At 36.4% G+C, this 22,985-nt stretch carries 24 protein-coding genes; 11 read left to right on the top strand and 13 right to left on the bottom strand.

All coding sequences use genetic code 11. The features are described 5' to 3' along the window. Positions 1–174 precede the first annotated feature (174 nt). The 7 genes from CWS20_RS01885 to CWS20_RS01855 all read left to right on the top strand — a co-directional run bounded on the left by CWS20_RS01885 (position 175) and on the right by CWS20_RS01855 (position 9,925). Positions 175–471 carry a hypothetical protein gene (locus CWS20_RS01885; protein ID WP_066191331.1) on the top strand — a complete coding sequence of 99 codons (297 nt, stop codon included), beginning with the start codon at positions 175–177 and terminating at the stop codon, positions 469–471. After that, complete coding sequence (locus CWS20_RS01880; protein ID WP_066191328.1) at positions 468–1,289, top strand: hypothetical protein; 822 nt, start codon at positions 468–470, stop codon at positions 1,287–1,289. Before CWS20_RS01885 ends, CWS20_RS01880 begins: the two co-directional genes overlap by 4 nt. A 356-nt stretch (positions 1,290–1,645) precedes the next feature. After that, positions 1,646–1,927 (top strand): hypothetical protein, encoded by a 282-nt coding sequence (locus tag CWS20_RS01875; RefSeq protein WP_066191325.1) that lies wholly within the window; start codon positions 1,646–1,648, stop codon positions 1,925–1,927. A 384-nt stretch (positions 1,928–2,311) separates the two neighbouring features. Continuing rightward, entirely contained in the window at positions 2,312–2,557 is a 246-nt protein-coding gene (locus tag CWS20_RS01870) for a hypothetical protein (RefSeq protein ID WP_066191322.1), read from the top strand. Between the two features lie 21 nt (positions 2,558–2,578). Continuing rightward, entirely contained in the window at positions 2,579–2,926 is a 348-nt protein-coding gene (locus tag CWS20_RS01865; RefSeq protein WP_066191320.1) for a hypothetical protein, read from the top strand. Next, a complete protein-coding gene (locus tag CWS20_RS01860; protein WP_066191317.1) occupies positions 2,913–3,269 on the top strand; it encodes a hypothetical protein in 357 nt (118 codons plus the stop codon). Before CWS20_RS01865 ends, CWS20_RS01860 begins: the two co-directional genes overlap by 14 nt. Positions 3,270–3,328: 59 nt before the next feature. After that, on the top strand, positions 3,329–9,925 hold the full coding sequence (locus CWS20_RS01855) for a phage tail tape measure protein (RefSeq protein ID WP_066191315.1): 6,597 nt from the start codon (positions 3,329–3,331) through the stop codon (positions 9,923–9,925). A gap of 51 nt (positions 9,926–9,976) precedes the next feature. Here CWS20_RS01855 and CWS20_RS27870 read toward each other — a convergent pair whose 3' ends face one another. Both CWS20_RS27870 and CWS20_RS27865 read right to left on the bottom strand, forming a co-directional pair. Next, entirely contained in the window at positions 9,977–10,132 is a 156-nt protein-coding gene (locus CWS20_RS27870) for a hypothetical protein (protein WP_157090487.1), read from the bottom strand. Positions 10,133–10,284: 152 nt separating this feature from the next. Then, positions 10,285–10,461, bottom strand: a complete 177-nt coding sequence (locus tag CWS20_RS27865) for a hypothetical protein (protein ID WP_157090486.1) — start codon at positions 10,459–10,461, stop codon at positions 10,285–10,287. A gap of 140 nt (positions 10,462–10,601) precedes the next feature. On the opposite strand from CWS20_RS27865, the gene CWS20_RS01850 reads away from it, so the two are divergent. Both CWS20_RS01850 and CWS20_RS01845 read left to right on the top strand, forming a co-directional pair. After that, positions 10,602–10,829, top strand: coding sequence for a helix-turn-helix domain-containing protein (locus CWS20_RS01850; RefSeq protein ID WP_066191313.1), 228 nt, complete (start codon positions 10,602–10,604; stop codon positions 10,827–10,829). 106 nt (positions 10,830–10,935) lie between these two features. Continuing rightward, positions 10,936–11,535 (top strand): hypothetical protein, encoded by a 600-nt coding sequence (locus tag CWS20_RS01845; RefSeq protein WP_066191311.1) that lies wholly within the window; start codon positions 10,936–10,938, stop codon positions 11,533–11,535. A 68-nt stretch (positions 11,536–11,603) separates the two neighbouring features. Here the strand turns inward: CWS20_RS01845 and CWS20_RS01840 are convergent, their stop codons facing one another. The 3 genes from CWS20_RS01840 to CWS20_RS01830 are packed head-to-tail and all read right to left on the bottom strand — an operon-like array spanning position 11,604 to position 13,888. Beyond that, a complete protein-coding gene (locus CWS20_RS01840; protein WP_066191308.1) occupies positions 11,604–12,068 on the bottom strand; it encodes a hypothetical protein in 465 nt (154 codons plus the stop codon). A 13-nt stretch (positions 12,069–12,081) separates the two neighbouring features. Continuing rightward, positions 12,082–12,678, bottom strand: a complete 597-nt coding sequence (locus tag CWS20_RS01835) for a replication-relaxation family protein (protein WP_241504127.1) — start codon at positions 12,676–12,678, stop codon at positions 12,082–12,084. Beyond that, the gene (locus tag CWS20_RS01830) at positions 12,614–13,888 is read right to left on the bottom strand and encodes an FtsK/SpoIIIE domain-containing protein (RefSeq protein WP_066191306.1); all 1,275 of its coding nucleotides are present in this window, start codon (positions 13,886–13,888) and stop codon (positions 12,614–12,616) included. Before CWS20_RS01830 ends, CWS20_RS01835 begins: the two co-directional genes overlap by 65 nt. 274 nt (positions 13,889–14,162) lie before the next feature. On the opposite strand from CWS20_RS01830, the gene CWS20_RS01825 reads away from it, so the two are divergent. Next, positions 14,163–14,378, top strand: coding sequence for a helix-turn-helix domain-containing protein (locus CWS20_RS01825; RefSeq protein WP_066191304.1), 216 nt, complete (start codon positions 14,163–14,165; stop codon positions 14,376–14,378). Between the two features lie 218 nt (positions 14,379–14,596). Here CWS20_RS01825 and CWS20_RS01820 read toward each other — a convergent pair whose 3' ends face one another. The 8 genes from CWS20_RS01820 to sppA form a co-directional block, all read right to left on the bottom strand. Then, positions 14,597–15,628, bottom strand: a complete 1,032-nt coding sequence (locus tag CWS20_RS01820; RefSeq protein ID WP_066191302.1) for a tyrosine-type recombinase/integrase — start codon at positions 15,626–15,628, stop codon at positions 14,597–14,599. A gap of 101 nt (positions 15,629–15,729) precedes the next feature. Then, positions 15,730–16,929, bottom strand: coding sequence for an acetate kinase (locus CWS20_RS01815; RefSeq protein WP_066191300.1), 1,200 nt, complete (start codon positions 16,927–16,929; stop codon positions 15,730–15,732). A 203-nt stretch (positions 16,930–17,132) separates the two neighbouring features. Beyond that, positions 17,133–18,119: a class I SAM-dependent methyltransferase gene (locus CWS20_RS01810; protein ID WP_066191297.1), complete on the bottom strand. Its 987-nt coding sequence runs from the start codon at positions 18,117–18,119 to the stop codon at positions 17,133–17,135. 197 nt (positions 18,120–18,316) lie between these two features. After that, on the bottom strand, positions 18,317–18,817 hold the full coding sequence (tpx, locus tag CWS20_RS01805; RefSeq protein WP_066191295.1) for a thiol peroxidase: 501 nt from the start codon (positions 18,815–18,817) through the stop codon (positions 18,317–18,319). Between the two features lie 134 nt (positions 18,818–18,951). Then, entirely contained in the window at positions 18,952–19,437 is a 486-nt protein-coding gene (ytfJ, locus tag CWS20_RS01800; RefSeq protein WP_066191293.1) for a GerW family sporulation protein, read from the bottom strand. Between the two features lie 17 nt (positions 19,438–19,454). Then, a complete protein-coding gene (locus CWS20_RS01795) occupies positions 19,455–19,976 on the bottom strand; it encodes a DUF2953 domain-containing protein (protein WP_241504126.1) in 522 nt (173 codons plus the stop codon). Between the two features lie 258 nt (positions 19,977–20,234). Next, positions 20,235–20,771 carry an RDD family protein gene (locus tag CWS20_RS01790; RefSeq protein WP_241198790.1) on the bottom strand — a complete coding sequence of 179 codons (537 nt, stop codon included), beginning with the start codon at positions 20,769–20,771 and terminating at the stop codon, positions 20,235–20,237. Between the two features lie 11 nt (positions 20,772–20,782). Next, positions 20,783–21,793, bottom strand: coding sequence for a signal peptide peptidase SppA (gene sppA, locus CWS20_RS01785; RefSeq protein WP_066191288.1), 1,011 nt, complete (start codon positions 21,791–21,793; stop codon positions 20,783–20,785). 187 nt (positions 21,794–21,980) lie between these two features. Between sppA and CWS20_RS01780 the strand changes: the two genes are divergently transcribed. After that, positions 21,981–22,781: an NAD kinase gene (locus CWS20_RS01780; RefSeq protein ID WP_066191284.1), complete on the top strand. Its 801-nt coding sequence runs from the start codon at positions 21,981–21,983 to the stop codon at positions 22,779–22,781. Positions 22,782–22,985: the final 204 nt, after the last annotated feature.

The following is a 22,985-nucleotide window of genomic DNA, read 5'->3' as shown; positions in this document are numbered from 1 at the left end:
GTCGATACTCAAAAAGACCTCGAAGCACTATTCCCGAGTAACAAGTACCACAAAAATAAAATTCTTGCACTTTTATCATTTTATAGAGACGCAAGAACATTGTTTTCGTATTAATGGACTTCGAAAGGAAACTTAAAAAATACAAATTGCACAAAGAAAGGAATGGATCAGTCAATGAAAACTTACTCAACAACTGATATTAATAAAGCTGCTATATTAACAACCGTACAAGGTATTGAATTTTCCAAAATATCCGTCGAGTTATATAAAGAAAAGCTTATTGTAACGTATCACTTGCAATTACCACGCGAATTAAAGTCATTTGCAAATAAGATGATAAAGCAATATGAACGCAAAACTCTGATAATCGACGAAGACAAGTACCGCCATCAATTTAAAATACTAAGTATTTACACTGACAAAAAGATAAAGGCTTTTCATGACCTTCTTGGAAAGGGCTTATTTAAATGATTAATAAACATGATGACGAATTTGCTTTATTAAACAAAACCACAGGTGAAATAAGCGACTTGAAACAAGGAGATACAATTATTTCGAAGGAAGAAAAAGAAAGACGAAAAAGATTTACTTTATACAATAGAGATAAACGTCATTTTTCTTTCGGTAAAATGGAACGGATCAAAGATGTATCTTTAAAATTAGATACTAAGAAGTGCGGTTATATCTTAAAGTTAATACCTTTTATGGAATACGGGACTGGATATTTATTAAGGGAGGATGGGAAGGTAATGGCTACAAAAACTGACTTGGGTAAAGGTTTGGGAGTAAAAAAGGTTAGCTCTAGAAATCAAATTATCGATTCTCTTTCAAATGTTTCAGCTCTAAAATTGGATGAAAAAGGATACAAGTTAAATCCTGATCTTCATATCAAAGGTGCGGTAAACGGTAAGGAATTAATTAAATTATTCAGTACAACTCTCAAAAAACTTTCGAATGATTTGCAGCCAGCTCAATTAGGGTATCTATACAAGTTATTGCCGTTTGTTCATTATGAAACGAATCTAATTTGCATCAATCCTCACGAGGAAGAAACGGAAAAAATAGAGTATTTAAATCAGAAAGCTATAATTGAAATATTAGGAATAGATAATACAGATGCTAATAAATTTCTTAGAAAATGCCACAAAAATGGAATTTTATTCGAAGGTTCGACAATGGATCGAAGAGAAAGAAAATATTATGTTAATCCTTATCTATTTTTCAGAAAAAAAGGCTATCCAGATAAAACACTTGAATCGATGTTCGCTTCTTCCCCATATCATCCATAAAAAATACTTGGGAGAAACGTAACCCCAACAGCCTAGATACTTGGGAAAAAGGTAACCTCTTAAAAAGTGGATTCATCCTTAGAGTTACAAGGTATTGAACCACTTCCCTTAGATATTGAATCTTATATCTTGTACTTGAACTTTCTGCTGCTACTAGTACCGGTAAGTTAAAAGGTTCAGATATATTGATCTTAAGTATTATAACGGTTTTGATGAATGGGAAACTTTTGAACTTTAAGGTTTACCTAGCATCGCAGAGTAATACGTATTAAACATTTATACGACCTCGGCGGTCGGCCCATCTCCTACGTCGATAAGTTTAAAGGAAATTTTAATAATATTGGAGGTTAAGAATAATGAAACTTAAAAATGGCTCTTACTATTCACGGGAAGATTTCGTCCGTAACGTTACAATAATAACACTTGGAAAGTATGCTTATAATGGTTTACCAGTTTCCTTTGCTGAAGTTGCAGCTTATTTAAATATATCAACGAATGCTTTACGGTTAAGAAAACTAGATGAAAATGTTATGAAGCCGTTAGAACATGCTGGTATTAAGGTGAAACTAATTAACGGTAAGAATCATTTCTACTTAGATACCGAAGAAGATAACGTTCAAGTTATTGTGAATGAATGAGTGCCTTAGCCAGAAGGAACAAAGGGTTACGTGTTAGTGGATGAAATAGTCCTATTAACCCCTTTCCCTTCCCTTCTCTCTGGTTAGGGCTAATCCGTGTTAAAGATAATAAATGTCCTAAAACTGTCGGCCATGAACTTGTGGCCGGCTTTCTTTATGTACCGTTCGTTTTATTCTTTACCCTACCTCTCTAATTTAACTCATCTTATTTAAATTGTAACTCTAACTTAAATAAAAACACGGTCATTACCCTTGATATTAAAGGGTTTATTACTATTTACTTATTTATAAATTAATTCTAGTTTTCCTCATTTTAGCGAGAAAAAGTACACTCTTTCAGTATTAATGGATTATAGAAGCACTAATAGATTGAAGGTGAAAAACGTGGCAGAAAGATTAGGTAAACAGGATTTTATAGATCGTGTGCGACGAAATGTTATCGGCGAATGGCATATAAACCAATCCCCTTTATCTTTAAAAAAACTCGCTTCATTGATGCGATGCACTGAAACTAATATCTATGTTAGATCACGTGATAAACAAATCATTGAGGCTTTAAATAAAAGTGATATTCACTTAACAGATGTCAATAATCTCAAGTCATTTGTTTATCAAGCAAAAAAATTATAGGAAGCACAGGAGGAAAAGTACATGCCTAACAACGAAAAACACTGGCTCGACGGGATTTTAGAATTAGACAATGAACATGAATTTGCAAGTAAAAACAACGAAAGCGATGATTTGAGCTGGTTAACTGCCCAGAATGAGGAGACACCTAACTTCCTTGAAGGAATTGAACTGTTAGAAGTGTCAATGGTAAATCATCGAAAACAATTTATCGAAAGTTTTAAACAACAAAATATTATGGAAATTATAAAGAAACAAGCAAATAAAATTCAATTAACCCAACCAGAAATGAAAATACTTAAAGCTTTTAAAGAAACTTTTCCAGATATATCAATCGAAGAATTGGAGGAAGTTGCAAATGCCATTAAATAAATTTCTAGGAATTGAGTATACACGGTATGGTTTTTCCGCAAGCACTCATGATAGAGAACTAACGGATGAGATAATCGCAAAAGGAATGGTCCGTTACTTGCGGCAGTATTACAAATATGACGGTAAATGGAACGGAATTAATGTTCATGGAAGAGAATTGTCCCGGTCGGATTTCTTTCAAACAGCAGAAATTAAGCCCCGCCGTTTTTATGAAATTTTTAAAACTGAAGATCGCGCAGAACGATTTTTGGCTTATTTCAATGAATTTAATGTTCGCGCTGAACTAAAGCATGGTTTCTTGACGCTTATTGATCTTGAACATCCAAAAAGGAAAAATAGTTAACACTTCAAGGAGTCCATGAGACTCCTTTTATTATATGAAAATTTAAGGAAGTGAGTAAGTTGGCAGATAGTAACAATCGCATTGGAATTGCGTTTGATGTCGATAGTTCAGATTTGCAAGAGTTTACAAAAGCTATAAACATCCTCGATAGATTCAATAAAAAGTCTTCTGAAGTTGTTAATTCTTTAGGTGCTTTAACTGGATCAATGAATAACAATGCCAAAAGCGCAAAGAACCAGAAGGACGAATTCATAAACTTGGATCGTGCAATGAATGCTTGGTCTTCTCGGTTAAAGACTAATCAAAGTATGATGCAAAGTTATGAAGCGTCGCAAGCAAAATTAACTCAAAAATTAAAACAATATGGTCGTGACGTTAAAGTTTCTGTTGATGAGACAGGAAAGCTTTCTGCTTCTTTTAAGAACGCTGAAGGTAATCTTGTATCAATGACAGGTACTTATGATAGGTCTTCAAATAGCATTAAAAACATGAAGACTCAACTTTCGACAGCTTCTATGGAAGTTAAGAAGAAAGCCGAAGCTGATAGAAAAGCTGTTCAAGAAATGGATCGTCTCCATGCGGCTGCATTAAAAGTTAACAAAGGGCTTGACGAACAAAAAAAGAGATATCAAGAATTAACTCGTGGCACTGATATTTCACGCGTAGTCAGAATGAATGGCGCTGCGTTTAATGTAATGAATCATGCTGTGAAAGCTAACGGAGAGATTGTTCGTGCATCTATGGATCGAAACGGAAAATGGACACAAACCCTTCGGATGCAAAATGGAGAATTACGGACTATTTCCGGATATTATGACAGAACAAATAAGAAGTTAATCCAATATAGTGAGTCTGTTTCCAGATCAGAAACAGCAACGAGAAGAGCATCATCAGCGATCCAAAACCAATCAAGGCATTTATCAAATCTTGAACGCTCGATGCAAGGGTTAAACAAATATACCTTAACTTGGGCCGATGCAATTGAAATAGCAGGAACTCGAATGTTGCAATGGAGCGTTGCAGGAACTGCAATATTTGGCCTTCAACGAGGATTCCAGAATTTAATATCAACAATAATCGAGATTGATACACAAATGACTCAATTATTCAGAGTATTACCTGAAGAAACCAACTTCAATGAAATGATGAAAGATTCAATCCGACTAAGTACACAGTTAGGCCGGACTTTAACTGATATTAATGAAGCACTAATTACTTTCGCCCGTTCTGGTTTCAACAATGTTGATACTCGGTTCTTATCCGAAGCAGCTACCTTAATGGCTAACGTATCTGATATCGATATGTTCGATGCTTCAGAGACAATCACTTCGGCCATTACTTTGTTCAACGTTGAGGCTCGTGATGCAATCCAAGTTGTCAATAAACTAAACGAAGTTGATAATGATTACGCGATTTCTACTCAACAACTCGCAAAATCCATAACTCGTGCCGGCGGTACAGCAGCAAGTTTTGGAGTGAGTTTGAATGAGCTATTGGGACATACAACAGCGATAGGTGTTGCGACGCGGGAGTCAGGGCAGATTATCGGGAATTCCTTGAAGACAATTTATTCTCGTGTGAATACTCTCGATAAAGCCCGCAACGCTATCGAAGCATTAGGTATTTCTATGACGTTACCAAATGGAGATAACAGAGACGTTGCAGATATTATGAACGATATCGCTAAAAAGTGGCCTGAACTTAACAATGCACAAAAACAAAATACAGCAATAAATGTGGCCGGTACTTATCAGTTATCACGATTCCTAGCAATGATGAATAATTATCAAATGGGCCTTGATGCAACGGCGACAGCTCAAAATTCTTATAATTCTGCTGTAGAAGAAAATGAAAAATACATGAAATCTATTCAAGCAAGAATTAACCTTCTTAAGTCATCATTCTCTCAACTTTCAATCGCACTGAGAGAAGCCGGATTAGGCAAGACGATACTGGTTATTCTGGAATCTTTAAATAATCTTACCCAAGGATTCACAAAAATTATAGAAGTTATGGGTAAATGGTCTTTTGCTATTCCTATTGTTGCTGCGGCTGTTGGAATTTTCATTGCTCAAATGCAACGAACTCGAAATGAAATGCTCACCTTCCAGATGGCAATGGCCGGCATGAATACAGCTATGTCGCGTCAAGCACTTATGATGTCGACAACCGTAACCACATCAACAATTCTATCCGGTGCTTTCGCCACTCTAAGGACTGCTGCAATCGGTTTGACAACTGCTTTATTAACAAACCCCTTAACTTGGATTGCTGTTGCTCTAACTGCTATTCCAATGTTAATAGGTCATTTTAAGCGTTTAAAAGCTGAACAAGAAGCTCTTTATAAGAAAGCTGAAGATAATACAAAGGCATTCAAGGATTTCAAGAAGGAAGTTGAATCGGGCGATGTTTCACAAACGAGCATCGATGTTTTTGCATCTAAGACTGACGTTGCCGGTAAAGCTTTAGAACGTCTCGAAAAAGCCCAAAACAAAGCGAAGAAAGCGCAAGAAGACGCTAAAAGTGCCTATGATAGCCTGAATCACGCTTACGCAATAAGTTCTAGTTCTATTCAAACTCATACTAATTGGCAAGATACTCTTTCTAAGAATACGAAAGAAGAACTTGCTGATATCGGCATCAAATACGATAAGTATAAATCTATCGAAGAGTTAATGGCTGCTGTCAAGAAACGTCAAGGCGAATATTCTGATGCTGTCAACGCTGGTAATGCCGTTCTTGAAGAAGCAGAAAAGAAATTAGCATTCCATGCTGATGCGTTCGAAGAAGTTGGTGAAGAAGTTCAGGAAACAATGGACTTAATGCAGACATTTTTCGGAGTAAACGATCAAATGGTTCAACAGATGATCGGGGCATATAACCATATCATGGTTTTAACAAAGATCAAAAACAAGGATGCAAATCAAACTGAAATGTTAGAACAGTCTTACAAACTTTGGGAAGCTCGACTAGGATTAACTCGCCAAGAAATCATGAAAAATCCTGATGCCATGAAAGAGAATATTGATTGGCAACTTAAAATGAAGGATAAATGGGGAGAAGCAACTCAAAAAATCCTCAATAATGAAGAACAAAAGCAATTGGCAGTAGATATAACAAAGCAGAAAACTAAGGAAGCTGCCGATGAACAAATAGCTGCTGAAAAGAAAGCTGCTGAAGAAAAAGCCAAGGCTGCCGAAGATGAAGTTAAACGCAAAAGTAAAGCGTTTGAAGAATTCCGTAGAAACATGGCGTTAAACCAAGCCCTTAACCTCGGTATGACAGCCGAAGAGGTTTCAAACGCAACACTTCGAGGAGATTTCAATAAAAAATCCGCTGATAAGAGTATTGCTGCAATGAAGGGTGAGAATAAGCAAACCGTTTCAACTCAAACAGCTTATGACAAACTAAAACAATTGCAAAATACAGCAAACGAAACGCGTCAAAAAAATCAGTTTAAATCAGGGGATAATATTAAAAAGAACCTCGAAAGCGAGCGGAAACAAGCTGGTACAACCGCTAAAGGACATCAAGATTCAGCTACGAAAGTCAGTAATGCAGCGAAGAATAAGAAGGATAATGTAATAAAACACGCCGGTACTCAAAACAAGGAACATAAGCGTTTAAGCAAAGATGAGACTGGAAGTGTGTCTTCTGGATGGGATACAATGTGGAAGACCGTTTCGAAGATTATGGACTGGATTAAAGGGTTGTTCGGTATCAAAACCAGCAGCAAAAAAACTTCAGGTAGCTTGAAAGGTAATGGCATTGATCGCTATGCTAAAGGAACTTCAGCATCAGGACACGGTGGAGGCCCTGCTATCGTCGGAGAAGAAGGCCCTGAATTAGCTCATATCCCTAATCTTGGAACAACAGTTGTTGGTAAATCTGGCCCTGAACTACTTAATCTTCCGAAAGGTACTTCTGTACTTCCAAATAAGCATACAGAAAGAGTCCTGAAATCTTATGGATTCCCTGCTTATGCCGGAGGGGTCGGTAATTTCTTTGATGCCATCACTAAAGGCCCAAAAGCTGTTTGGGAATCTGCAACCAGTAAATTCGGATTGTCTGACAAATTAATACCTAAGTGGTTTGTGAATCATTCTGGAAGTCCTACGAAATACATCACAAGCCTTGCTGTTAATAAGGTAAAGGATATGTTAGACTCTGCCATCGGATCGTTCGGCGACTTCGCCGGAGCTGGCTCTGATATGGCTCAAAAAGCTATTGCAGCGGCATTGAAAATTACTGGTCAGTCAATGTCTTGGATGCCATTCTTAATGACCGTCGCAAAGAGAGAATCAGGCTTTAATCCTCGCGCGATAAACTTATGGGACATTAATGCAAAAAGAGGAATCCCGTCTAAAGGGATGTTCCAGACTATTGATCCAACGTTTAATACACATAAGTTGGCTGGAATGAATGACATTTGGAATCCTCTTCATAACGCTGTTGCAGCAATTAGATATATGATTAGCAGATACGGCGGAATTGGGGGCCATCCAGCATTCAAGTCTATGAAAAATGGCGGAGGATATAAACCATATGCAAACGGCGGAATAATCAACAAGCCTCATATGGGACTTGTGGGTGAAGCTGGCCCTGAAGCGATCATTCCATTATCTGCGAATAGACGTTCACGAGCTTTAGATTTATACGAACAAACAGGTAAAGCCTTGGGGGTTCGAGCTTACGCTAATGGCGGCATAGTTGGCGGCAAGTATAAAATCAAGTACGGCGATACATTAAGCGAGCTTGCTGTTCGTTTCAAGACAACAGTGAAAAACCTAATGGACATGAACAAACAGATTAAGAACGCGAACAAAATTTATGCCGGACAATACCTGACAATTAAACAAAGCAGCTCTACTTCTAAACCAAATCCAACTCCGGCCAAGAAAAGTTACACTAAGGCCCAAGCTGACTCAAAGTTTCAATCAACAAATGATTATGTCAGCTATATGCAAGGGATGAATGCTCATGGGTATGATTCGGCAACATACAAGACTTGGAAGTTAAGAAGCATCAAAGATTATATGCCTTACGCAAGCACAGCCACTAAGCAAGATTATAATAAGCAATATGCTCAAGCGTTGAGTGAGTACGACTCTGTTTCTTCAGCCAAAACGGCATTTAATCAAGCGGGCTGGTATGGTCTAAGTAAAGACCAGAAGGCTTCTGTCTGGAAAGGCATACAGGAAGACGTAGTAGCAAACGCTGTTGAAAAACTAAGTCAATCAACTTCGGCTTGGTTGAACACTTTCAACGATGGACTAAGCGAAGCTAACCAAAAGGTAACAGATTGGTTGTCCCTTGCGGATCAAATGCGTGATAAACAGGCCGCTTTAAAGAAAGAGGCATTTGTTGATAATTACGTAAATACCGGAATGGAAAAGTACGGTATGATCGAAAAGAAAAGCGGTGCTGAAGCTATTCAAGAAAGAATGGATCAGATAAGGCAGCAAACTGAATCTCTTCTAACTGACAATGCTGAAATTAATTACCAAAACAACCCTGCCGAATTCGCAAAACGTAAAGCGCAATTAGACAAAGAACAAAAAACGATTCAGGATAAAATTAATTCCGTTACTGCCGATGCTAAGAAAAGAGGACTAACTGCTGCTCAATACTCTGACGTTCTTGGCCCGTTGAAAGATAAGTTAGCCGAATTAAATGCAGCCGAAAAGGAATTAGCTGATGCAACTACCACGAACAACAACATATTAAAAGCTAACGAAACCACTATCAATAAGCTTGGTTCAGAGTATCAAAAGTTGCAGAAGGAGTTAGAGGAAACAACTAAGAAAACAGAAATGTTGGATATGATTAAAGAGAAAATTACATCATTGTTCAACTGGAATTCGAATTCTCTTTTCACTGAAAAAACCGATGAATTTGGAAATGTCGTTCGCGACATTGAAGGTACTATCCGTTCTGTACTCGATGTTCAGAAAGCTATCCAAGATATCACATCAAACATTTACGAAAACATCGATAAAACGGTTGAAGAAATGATTTCGAATATCCTCACTGCCGAATTGCCTGACCTTTCAGAGTTGTTCGGAGGAAAGAGTGATTATTCTGGCATCGCTAACGGGATCAACGGAGCTATCGATACTATCAAGCCGACTTGGGATGAAGCATTATCTTATATGTCTGGCTCAATGGTTAATATGTTCACAGGCACAAACTGGCAGGATACTATGAAGAAGTGGACTAAAAACATGGCTATTTCAATGGAAGGACTCGCTCCTCTTTTTGAAAATCTTATGTTTAAGTTCCCTGAAGTAATCGGCAAGATTATGTCAGAATTGCCAAGTCTTGTTTCAACAGCAATGCAGAATTTAACCGTCGGAGTATTCAATACTGTAATTGAAATATTGAATCGTTTGGTCGCTACAGTCAATCAGATTGTTCCTGCTGATAAACGAGTTCCTATGTTCGATAAAATGCAATATGCTACCCCGACATATACCCAAAATAATGAGACAACGAACAACAACGACACCAAGACGTACCAAGTTGGGGGAGCAGAGCGAAATGTAACTTACGTCATTAATACCGGAGTAGCGATTGCTTCGGAATCTGAACTTCGTGAGTTTGCGATGTTATTGAAAGGTCTAATGGAAGAAGAGGAAGGGCGAGGTGAGTCGTGAGACAAAAAGCTTATATTAAAAGGAAGAGGTCTGATTCCCTCTTCCCTTTTTTTACTTTACATTTTTATTAAGAGTTAAGAATGTAAACCCCTTTTTTTCATTTGCGAATCTAACGAATTCTCTAAGTAGAATATCCTCTAGGTTTTCTTTTGGCAGATCATCATTGATGAATTCTACAACATAGTCGATATGTTTTCTTCTTTTCATTACGAACAACCCCCTTATCAAAATCATTTCAAACATTTTTCTTTGGCAAGGGCATGACTAAACCAAATCAATTTTGTGTTAGCCTTTACCAGAAAAAGACGAAAGCATAAGAAGTTACTAATGAACGTGTTATAATATTAATTTCACCAATATCATTCAGAAATAATCTTTTCAAAAGAATCATTGCCATTAAATAGTCCTGCTTTATATCCAGTGTGATAATTCAAAAGCGTTATTATTTCTTCTAATACCTCGGATGTTTCACCTTCGATCATTTCTGTAATTCTTTCAGCTAATTCAACATCGGATTCAAATTTCAACTGTTCCATATCCATCCCCCTATAATTTATCAATGACTACGATACGTTGTCTGCGAGTTAATTTTAAACCAACTACAATTCGTTGTCAATATATTTTGACTACTTTCTTTAGTCGTCGTATAATAATTATAGATACAGGGGGGATACAGATGCGTGTTAAATCAAATTTAAAGACTATTTTAGATGATAGAAAGATATCAATAAGGCAATTCGCTGATATGACAGGATTAAAATTCGAAACCTTAAGAAGGCTTTATAACGATGACACAAAACAATACCAAAGAGATACGATTGGAAGAGTATGTGAAATTTTAAAGATAGATATTAATGAATTATTAGTATTGATTGATGATACAGAACAAAACCACCAACAATAATCTGCTGGTGGTTTTTTTGATTTAAAAATTTCAAATATTATTAGTTCTTAACACCTGTTTATATGGTAAAATTTAACCATAATATAATAGGGAGGTAAGTTATTCATTGAGGTCTCTACTTTTAGGATTTATTTGTTCGTTTTTCCTTATAGCTTGCTCATCTAATGAATTAAATTCAAATCCGGAGTCGATAAACACAGAAGAAAAACTAAAGAATGAATTAGTTCAGCTATTTAAAGAGAAAAGATACGATGAAATAATGGACAAAGTAGTTAAACAAGAAACTGAACTACAAGAGAATTTCTTTAATATTGTTTTAGCGTATAAAGAACTAGAAAAAGTTGAAGGTGTCAAATTATCGTCTTGGCATATTAGTACTTTTAAATCCATAAAAACGAATTTTGAAAAAGTTACCAATCCTCCTGAAGAGATAGCAGAGGAAATCGATAGAACAAAAAAACTAACTGAACAGAAATATACAACTTTACTTTTAGAAGAAGAGCCAACCAAGACTAATGTAAACATCAGCAACCTTCCCTTACCGTCAATTGGCATGACAGCAGAAGAAGTTATATATTCACAATGGGGTAAGCCAATAGATATAAATAGAACAACGACAGCAACCCAAGTTAGCGAGCAATGGGTATACCCAAATTACAAGTACCTTTACTTTGAAGATGGGATACTTGTTACTATACAAGATTAATATTATTTAATAAAGTTTATATAGTCCCTTCTTAATTTGAGAAAGGACTATTTTAAGTTCAACTTATTTTATACAGCATTCCCCACTTGCTTTAACACATCTAATATTAATGGCGATACCTGAATTAGCACATAACCTAATCCAGCGTTTTGTATTGCCGTCCAAGCCTTTTCTGAATTACCGAACATAAATAGAAAGCAAGCTCCCACGATTACAACTGAAGCAATAGGAAAACTTAACGCTACAAGTATATCGACTACAGGATCAAGTACATGTGCTAATGTAGATAACGTCTGCTCTCCCATCCATTCCTTAGCAGTCACTTCAACAGCAATAGGAGTCATTGTGGTATTAGTAGTTGCTGCAAAAGCTTGCATTGTAAATCCTAACGTACCTACAGCCCCGCCAGTAGCCAACGGAAGAACTGCTGCACTGGCTAATTTAGTAGTTTTTCTAATAGCCTTCATCCTTTTTGCTTTATCTTTTAATTTGTAATCCCCACTCACAAAATCATTAAAAGCAATCGTCTTCATGATGTATCACTCCTTATTTGATGTCATTAACTGTGTACACACTATAAGGCAACCCTTTGCACAATAGGGCTAATTGCTTCCTTCTCAATTCAGTTGTCGTAAGCCATATTAGTTTTGGGAAGTACCCTAAATGTTTAAATAGTTCCCCATTCCTCATTAGACCTTTATACTGTTCAATTTTCTTTTTGTTAACGCTCATCTTTTGAGTAGAATCCACCTCAAGAAATTGATACTTTCCATCCCTTTTAAAGTAGGAATCACAAATTACTGTATAAGTACCATCCGATACTTTCAGTTCATTTTCCCATTCATGAGGAAAGCCAATAAAAATGTAGAAATCATTTCTTATCAAATAGTGATTTACAAATTTATTTTTTCTCCTTACTTTATCTGAGTTAACATACTCCCTACCTTCTTTATTCAAACAATAAACAGTAGGCTGATCATTTTCTCTGAAACTTGTTAAGTAAGGTGACAATTCCTTTAAAATACGATTTGCATTTCTTACACTGCCAAGACGGTGTATACTGGTTAGTTGATCACGATTAAGAAAATCTTGTTTTTTCAAAGATAACAGTATCTTTTCCTGTCTGTCGCTTAACGGTTTCACTATTTAAAGCCTCCTTTTTGTCAACAATGTAAGGCTTTATTAGAGAATCAATATCATCATTTTTTATTAAAGGAGTTTGAATGATTGATTGGCTTACATTTTTATAAATGCCTCTTCCTTCAATTTCTGGAAGTTTTTCAGCTCCACCTTGATCAAGCACAGTTTTAGATGCTGTAGAACTGTCTAATACAAAACATAAGCGAGCAGGTATATTTCTTTTTATTTGCATACTTATTGCCTCTGCTGATGGATATTGAGTCGCATAAATGACATAATAGCCAGCCCCCCTACCTTTACGAACAATATCAGTTAATATTTCCATACATTCTTTACTGTCAACTAAGTCTGCTGCTTCATCGATTACAACAAAGTGACGTTTACTTATTCCGGCTTCTACAACATCTTCAAAACCATTATCCACAATTTTTTTATAATCCTCTTTCATTTTCTTTTGGATATCTTTAAGAATTTCTAAAGCTTCATAATTTTCAATCCCAAAGTTTATGACTTGTTTAGCATTCTTAAACCTTGCAAATGCTGATCCGCCTTTCAAATCAATTAAAGAAAAGGTTACATCGTCAGGTTTGGAGAGTATAAGAGAAATAATAATACACTTCATGATGACTGATTTTCCATATCCTGTTGCACCAGCAATGATTAGATGTTTTCTTTTATCAAAATCATGATAAATACATTCAGTCCGATTAAATCCTATAAGTACCTTCCATGTATCAACTTTTAAAAATTCCTTATTCCAAAGAATTTTTTTTGATAACGGTTCGTTGTATACTTTTATCTTTAATAAGCCGTCATATGACATCTCTATTTCTTTATTACCAGTGAGCTTCTTTGACCTTAACCCTTTTATATTACTAATGATGTCTCGGTCTAATTTCAATGATTTGAGGTCTTTAAATTGAAGTTTGATGGAACGAGTATTAAGTCCAGCTTCGAGCGCACTTTGCTTTTCTAAATAGTCTTCAAAACTCCTACCTAACGGAATTCGATAACAATATTCTGTTCCCCAATCATAATCTTTCTTTCTAAGTTGTTGAGTAGTTAAAGTTTGTTTTCCATCCTTAACGTTCAATCCCGACAAAGCAAATATTTTATTGATTTTTTTAGAGTCGTTACCTTCCCAATTTTTTGATAGATAAGCCTTCAAAGAAATTGCTCCAAATATTGTTGTCGATACAACTTCAAAAATCATACTATTTACCTCCTCCTCTCTAACGCCACCTCTTTTAAACTTACGTAGTAAGTATCCCTCCAAATTGGAAGTTGAATTTAGTGCGGATTCCATTGATACAACTGTTATGAAAGAGTTCCAATGGTAAGGCTAACTTCGTCATTCCAATGGCTATAATTAATGGTATTAGAGTTGGTTTGTCCATAATGCCAATTAAATTTACAAAAACAAGCCAATTATTTTTCTCAAAGGAGTAAAACTTATCTTTGTAGAATAAATAAGCAAGGTGATAATAATGAAAATAATGAGTAATATAAGAAAACTTACAGATCAAAGTGGATATAAGAAAAGTTTTATTGCGGAAAAGCTAGGGGTCAGTGTCAAACAATTGAGAAACTATGAAAGTGGTCACAGCTTGATTCCGATTGATAAAGCTTACGTATTAGCTGACTTACTAAAAGTAAAGGTGGATGATTTATACGAACGGCTAGAAGAAACTGAAATAAAATAAGCGTTGTCTAGTTTATCAAACAGGACTTAATCCTAACTCTTCCCTCTGGTAAAGGCATTTTATAAGTCATTCTGTTATGTAATTGCCTTGACTAGAAAAAGGCTGCTGGTACTCGTAATACCGGCAGCCTAGTTATCCCGTGTTTGACACTTCAATTTGCTTGCTTTGTTTACTGTAGTTCAATTCGATTAATTAAGCTATACGGGCATATTTCAGTTTCATTTCTTTATCCTCCCTGTCCTCGTTTTTCTCCGTTCTTTATCATTGATCAAATTTAAAGGTGAAAACTGCTCATGTTGCTGTTTAATTGTCTGATCTAATACATGAGCGTAAATAGAGGTTGTTGAAATTTCAGCATGTCCGAGAATTTTTTGTAAAACTCTTATTGAACCATTTTGTCTAAGGAACATTTCACTGGCTGTATGCCTGAATATGTGAAACCCTTTGATATGTTCTAACCCTACGCGTATAGATAAGTCTCTAAGGTGCTTTCTTGCTGTGTCAGGCGACATAGGATTACCATGATGTGTTAGAAACAAATACTCGCTTTCAAAGTCCTCTGTTTCCTCAATCAATTCTTCAAGTAACTTAATTGTTTTCTTCGATATTGGAACAATGCGTAATTTGCCATTTTTAGTATTATGAAAGGTGATTGCATGTTTCTCAAAGTCAATATCTTCTTTACGAACAGATAAGACCTCATTTATCCTTCCAAAACTGTCTAAAAGGGTATGAACTAACACAAACATTCTAAACTCTGAATACCAACCTTTATTGAGTGAGCGTAAAAACTTCTTTATGTCCTCTACTGAAAGAGTTTCAATTTTCTTTTCTTTCTCCTTAATGTTATTTACATTTTCAAATATATTTTCCTCTACAATTTCCTCATTAACCAAGACAGTAAAAGTCGCTTTAGCATAATTGATATAGGTATTTACAGTGCTAACTGAAACACCCTTCGGCTTAACTTTTCTGTACTTGTGATTCAGGAATTGAATCTTATCATTCAGTTGCCAATAAATAAATTCTCTTGCGTCATCCCTTGTTAATGAAGCAACATCATTTTTTTCACCAAAGAAACGATCAAAGTCATTAAATAACTTTTCATAATTGTCTATTGTGTTAGTAGATAATCCTTCCAGTTTTTTCACTTTAATAACAATATTCCTTGCATCATCAATTGTGAAAATTTTTGTTGCTAATTGATTTGTGTACCTTTTTGTTTTCCGATATTTAGGATTTTTAGTCATAAAAAAACAATCTCCTTCACATTAAAATTAATAACATGAAAAAGATTGCTTGAAAATTTAGGTCATGGTTAGTAAGTCGTCAAATTTATACGAACGTATGTTTAAGAACGTTGATTTGACACCATTTTAACAACATCACGTGCAATCATTACTTCCTCATTTGTCGGGATAATCATTACTTTTACCGGTGAATGAGGGTAGTTAATAAAGGCTTCTTTTCCGCGCACTTTGTTTAATGCAGGGTCCCAATAAACGCCCATAAACTCTAATCCTCTTAATACCCGTTCGCGGATGACATCACTGTTTTCACCGATGCCGGCTGTGAAGATAATCGCATCAACACCATACATCCTTGCTGCATAAGAGCCGATGTATTTATGAATATGATTAGCAAAAACCTCTAAGGCAAGTTCTGCTCTGTCATTGCCATCATCTGCCTCGGTTTCGATATCTCTTAAATCACTTGAGAAACCAGATACGCCAAGCATCCCACTCTTTTTATTAAGCACATCCAATACTTCGTCAGCCGTTTTCTCTGTCTTTTCCATAATAAAAGGGATGAGCGCCGGATCAATATCACCTGAACGGGTGCCCATTGTTACACCTGCTAAAGGTGTAAAGCCCATTGAAGTGTCAATTGATTTACCACCCTCAATGGCAGCGATACTTGCGCCATTGCCAAGGTGGCAGGAGATTAAACGCAACTGTTCCAATGGTCTGCCTAGCATTTCTGCTGCTCTTTCTGACACATACTTATGTGATGTACCATGAAAGCCATATTTTCGAATGCCATAATCTGTATAGTAATGATATGGTAAGCTATATAAAAATGAACTCTCTGGCATTGATTGATGGAAGGCTGTGTCAAATACAGCCACGGCTGGAACATTTGGCAACACTCTCTTGAAAGCCTCAATGCCGGTAATATTTGCCGGATTATGCAATGGTGCCAGCTCTGATAATGCATGGATTTTTTTCAGCACTTCATCCGTAATCAACACTGATTCTGAGAAGTCCTCACCGCCATGTACAACACGATGGCCCACTCCAACAATTTCATCTAAGCTTTCGATAATGCCTTTTGCTGTTAGCTTTTCAAGTAACAGCTCGACGGCAACTTCATGATTCGCAATTTCCAATGTTTCAATGATCTTTTCACCTGCAACGGAAATGTTAAATATTGAATCAGGCAGCCCGATTCTCTCTATGATGCCTTTTGTAATAACCTCTTCGCCAGGCATTTCAAATAACTGAAACTTTAAAGATGAACTACCAGCGTTTATTGCTATTATTTTTGTCATATAGCAATCTCTCCTTTATATCATCCACGCTACTCTATATAGTCAACATTTGTGGTGTTTTTTATGATAATAGAACGGTAATATCGTCCTAGTCTATCATTTAACCATGCTCCTATTGACTTTTCAACCTATTCTTCACTTCTTAATAAAGTAATTATTTTCTGACACAAGAAAGGTTGAGGAAAGGTTTCCTCAACCTACTATTACCCTTTATTTTCTTTAATCCATCCGCTTACTTGCTTTAATATTTTATCAACTTCATTTGCTTTTGATAAGCTTGGAAGATTAACGAGCAATGCTTGTTTTGGCGGCTTAACCTCTTTGCCTTTTTTCTGAATGATAAAAATGCTTTTCGCAGCTTGCTCATTTTTGAAAAGAGAAAGCGGTAAATGCAATAGCCCTTGAATGATTGCATGATTTTTAAGGTATTCATGAAGTTTTGGCGATTGCTCACTTTCAAATAAACCATTCGGAACAATGAAAAATAAATAACCGCTTGGCTTAACATGCCTTAAACTTTGCTCTATAAATAAGTGATGTGCATATGAGTGGCCTTCATCAGCCTTCAGCTCATAATCCGCTGCTCGAATATCATTTGGATAATAGCCTACTGGCAAATCGCTAATCACCGCATCTACTTCATTAATAAATAAGGGTTCCAGACTATCTTGATTAAAGAAGCGAATCGGGTGTTTTTGCATATTAGCATTAATATAAGCAAGCTTAATGAGTAGATCATCCACTTCACTGCCAATTGCATCAACAGTCTTACCGTTTTGGTGATTCATAACAGTAGTAAGTAAATTCCCAGTTCCTACAGCCGGATCTAGTAAAGAAAAGGCATCCTTCTGTACAAACTTATCAACCAAATAGCCAACGAGCATACCAATGGAGTCAGGTGTCATTTGATGGTTAGGCTGCACACTTTCTTTCATTCCTTTTAAGATGGCAAGCTGGAATGATTTGCGTAAATCCTCATTCGTGAACTTGTCCAAATGAAGTGACTCATAGCTCTTCTTCAGCCGCTTTATTGTCAGCTCACTCAATTCCTCTTGTAAAATACTTTCCTGAAAGATGTTTTCTCCCGTTTCTGCAAGCGCTTCAAGATAGGTGCAATCTAATTCTTCCCGTAAAATATCTGCCGTTTCATTCAGCAGCGTAAATAATTCCTCAACCGGAGTTATTTTCATCAACAATCTCCCCCGTCCTTTATTCTATTTTCCTATTGTAACGGCCTTTATCTTCATTCACAAGCTTTGTGCAGTATTTAGTAATATTCAAATAAATGTCGAAAGATGTCGGTGCCGTTCACCGACATCTTTCGACAAACAAAAGCCCCGGGGTTGGCCGGGGCTTTTGTTTAATAAGATAGATAATTGATCGTGAATTAGTTTGCTGCTTTTACTGCTGCAATTGCCGCTTCATAGTTTGGGTGGTCTGTACCTTCACTTACGTATTCAACGTAAGTCACTTTATCGTTAGAATCCACAACAAAAACAGAACGTGCTAGAAGACGGAGCTCCTGCATGATAACACCATAAGCTTCTCCGAAAGAGAGGTCACGGTGATCAGAAACAGTTTGGACATTTTCGATGCCTGCTGCTGCACACCAGCGTTTTTGTGCAAAAGGTAAATCAACACTTACTGTTAGCACTTCTACATTATCTAATTTTGCTGCTTCCTCATTAAATTTGCGAGTTTGTGCATCGCAAACACCAGTATCAATCGATGGAATAACGCTAATTAATCTGACTTTTCCTTTTGAAGAAGAGAGATTTACCTCTGACATATCGTTAGCTAAAACGGTGAAATTAGGTGCAGAATCACCAACTTTTACTTCTTGCCCTAATAAAGTAACAGGATTTCCTTTGAATGTAACTGATGCCATTTTATTCTTCCTCCTTTTCAATATATGTACAGTTTAAATCATATCTTTTCAGAATCTTTTTTGCAATTGATATGTTTATTGTGTTAAAGGAAAAAAGTTAACTTCCGAAAAAGGAGAAGTTAACTTTAAGTATATTACAACTCGATATCTTGTTTTCGATTTTCCTCATCATCCATGTGATGATCGTGTCCATCTTTACTATTTTCTTTTTTGTTAAACATATGTTGAATTTTATCTACAGCTTGAGGAGCAAGATCAAGAATTTTTTCATATAAGTGGGTGCTTTCATCTAAATGCACCATCTTAACTCCTAAGGAATTTACTATTAAGAAAGCAATTGGCGTGATAGAAACTCCGCCACCGCTACCGCCGCCAAATGGATGGCCTTTAGATTCACTTCCGCTTCCACCACTGCTTGCGACACTGCTGTTATTCTTGCCACTATCCATCATAAACTCGGATCCGCCTGCTGCAAACCCAAAGCCTACTTTCGAAACTGTAATTATTACACTGCCATCTGGTGTTTCAACCGGATCTCCTATGATAGTATTTACATCTACCATTTCTTTCAAATTTTCCATTGCAGTTGTCATCAGACCTTGTATTGGATGATCAGACATTTTTAGCTCCTCCTCAACTAGTATGTTTTGGACTTATCATTAGATAAAACGGAAAGATGCATCGATTTAAAGTGAGCTTTTCCGCCTTTCCAAAATTTAATCAGTTTAATTCCTGCTAACATAGCATGCCCGATACGAAAATGAAAAATACATATAAAAGATGTTTGTGTAACAGCAAATTGAAACTGGGGTGCTATTACAATATCCGGGCGTGTCCTTAATTTCATATAATGACTGATGACTCCGAGAATGCTACCTTTTACCGCCCAAAAAGCACCTGTCAGCATTCCTGTCACCGCTGCATCCCCCACACCGACAATCGTGTGCCACCTTAATTGCTTAATCGTAATTTTGCTCAAAAAATGTCTAACGATATGATAAAAAGAAGCAACATGTGTGATCACTTCATTCATGTTTTTAATACTATTCAGTAAATCATCGGCTGTAAATTCCTCAGTCTTCTCATCAGACATCCCTCCAATTGAGGAGTTTTTCTCCGTAAACTTTACTGCTGGTTTCTCCTCACTTAATTCAATCAAAGGGATATCTACTTTATATTTTATAAATTTCCACAGCTTAAACTGAAGTTGCAAATGATGCTGTTTTGCTTGGTGAAAATAATGAAGAGTTACATGTAATTTAGAAAACGCTATAAAAATGAGTAATATCAATAATATAAGTAATAATAAGATCAATATAATGAACAGCCATTTCATTTTTCCCACAGCCTTTCAAACTGTTAGTATGCTCATAATAGAAAAAAATAAACCTGCCAGCCTATGCTGACAGGTTTATTTTTACTTTTCATGTGCAACTGTTGTATCTGCAAAAATATCATGAACGCCTTGCTTTTTTGGATGAAAGGCAACGACAATATAAACAAGCATAAAAAATGCACCCGATATAAACCGGCCAATCCACTCTCTAAAAATAACCGTACTCCACGATAATTTGCCGCCATTTACATCAACGACCCTTAAGCCAAATACCATTTTTCCTATCGTTTGGCCAAAGTATTTTGTCATTAAGACGAAGTACAAATAAAAAGTTATTGCCGTTGCAACCGTAATCGGTGCGATTGGCGCAATTTCATGAAGCGAAATATCCAATGCTCTGAAAATAGGCTTAATGATGATTCGATCAATACTGCCAATCACGATAATGTCTATTAAATACGCCCAAAATCTCATCCAAAAACCAGCAAACCTAATTGTCGACGTTTGATTTTGCAAGATTATATGTTCAGATGGCAGTTCTTCGGTTTCATCCACATTTTTTTCCAAATGGAGCTCTGCGTCTTTTTCCTTCATCTCTTCCTGATCATTCACACTCATCACAGCGCCCCCTATTCAGCATACAAGTACATTAGGCGAGGGGAATTTGGCTGAGTTAATAATTTCATTAAACCTGCCATCTCTACATCATTGCCCATTAACTTGCTTGCTCCCATACCTACTAAGGATCCAAATCCGGCATTTTCTGTATATTTTACAACTTGAGCGTCATCAAGCTTCTCGTCTTCTTTTAATTGGGCGATAACATCCTCTAAATACCCAAAGCCATCAATTAAATCTAACTCAAGCGCCTGACGTCCATCATATATTCTGCCGTCCGCAATCTTGTGTACTTGTTCCTCTGACATTTCCCTGCCTTGGGCGATGACATCAACAAAACCACCATAGGCATTATCAATCATATCTTGCATTATTTTCTGCTCTTCTTCGGTCATTTCTCGCGTTTGGCTCATAATATCCTTATATTCGCCACTTTTTATTGTCATAAAGTCTACACCATATTTTTCAGCCAGCTCTGATATATTTATTCCTTGCATAATGACACCCAATGAACCCGTCATCGTATCGGCACTTGCAAAGATTTTATCAGCTGGCGCAGAGATATAATATCCTCCCGATGCAGCCATTGATCCCATAGATATGTATACAGGCTTCTCCGTTTCCTCTTGAATTTGAACAATTTTATCATGAATCTCCGCACTTTCAACTACACCGCCACCAGGCGAATTGACACGGAGGATGATTCCTTTCACTGTTGGATCATCTTTCACATGATTTAAATTTTTCATAAAACTACTATGATTATATGTAGTAGTTGCAAATAACGAGCTTGCTTCGCCAGTATCCTGAATCGCACCATTTACATTTAATATCGCAATCTTGTTTGATGGATCTCCTTCTTCGACCACTTCTTCTAAAAAGCTCGCATCACCTGCGGCTAAAATATCAGAAAATGCCCCCTCAAAATTGCTAAATGCGAAAGATGATAGTGCGTTAATAAAAATTGATACAAATAAAATACATGCAGCTATCCCTAATGCAGCCCAACGCTTTGCTGTCATTCAATTATTCCTCCCTTTTAAGTAAATGATTATGCTTTTAAAATTAAATAAAAACAGGTAGACTAAGGTCAATCATCCTTATGATAACAAAATATGAATTATTTAGAAATCGTAACCTTACATTTCATCTTATTAAACTTACTTATGAATATGACTGTCACCAGAAGTTCAAAAGGAGGAAACAATTATGATTACCCGCCGTCAATTGTATTTTCACCATAAACAAGATATTGAAACATTAAATATTGTCCAAACTTTAAAGACCTTAGCAGAGGAACATGGATTTAAAGTCATTAATGATGCGAAGGCTGCAAATATTATCGTCAGCATCGGCGAAGACGGGGCATTTTTGCAAGCTGTCCGCAAAACAGGTTTCAGAGATGATTGCCTATATGCCGGCATCTCCACCTCAGGCCCATTAAGCCTATATTGCGATTTCCAGCTAAATAATAAAGCTAAAATGCTGGAAGCAGCTCTTAATGAAAATATCGAAGTAAGAAAATACCCTACAATTGAAGCAACTGTTGATGGAGAAACTTCGTTCTACTGCTTAAATGAATTTTCCATCCGCTCCGCAATTATAAAAACACTCGTAATGGAAGTTTATATTGATGATCTTTTGTTTGAAACATTCCGCGGCGATGGAATGATTGTCGCCACCCCTACAGGCAGTACAGCCTATAATAAATCAGTAAATGGCGCAGTTGTCGACCCTACCTTGCCATGCATGCAGGTGAGTGAATTAGCATCCCTAAATAATAATAAATACCGGACATTAGGATCTTCCTTTATTCTTGGGGAAAATAGAAGGCTTACTTTAAAAATTGTCCAAGAGGGCAATGACCATCCGACAATGGGTATGGATAATGAGGCTTTAAGCATCCAGCATGTTGAAAGAATAGATATTAAATTAAGTGAAAAAGTTATTAAGACTGTTAAACTAAAAGACAATTCCTTCTGGGAAAAAGTGAAAAGAAGTTTTCTATAAATAAAAAACTTTGTTTCAGTTCCATACTCTATGAGCGGTTTCTTCGATATCCGGCATTTTGTCACAGCTCCATACTCTGTGACCGTTTTTTTGATTTCCCCGCCATTTTTGGTCACAGTTTTACACTCTGTGACCGTTTTTTTGATTTCTCCGCCATTTTTGGTCACAGTTTTACACTCTGTGACCGTTTTTTTGATTTCTCCG

Source organism: Cytobacillus horneckiae, from assembly GCF_002835735.1.
GTDB lineage: Bacteria > Bacillota > Bacilli > Bacillales > Cytobacillaceae > Cytobacillus > Cytobacillus horneckiae.
This window is presented reverse-complemented; position numbering and strand designations above follow the sequence as displayed.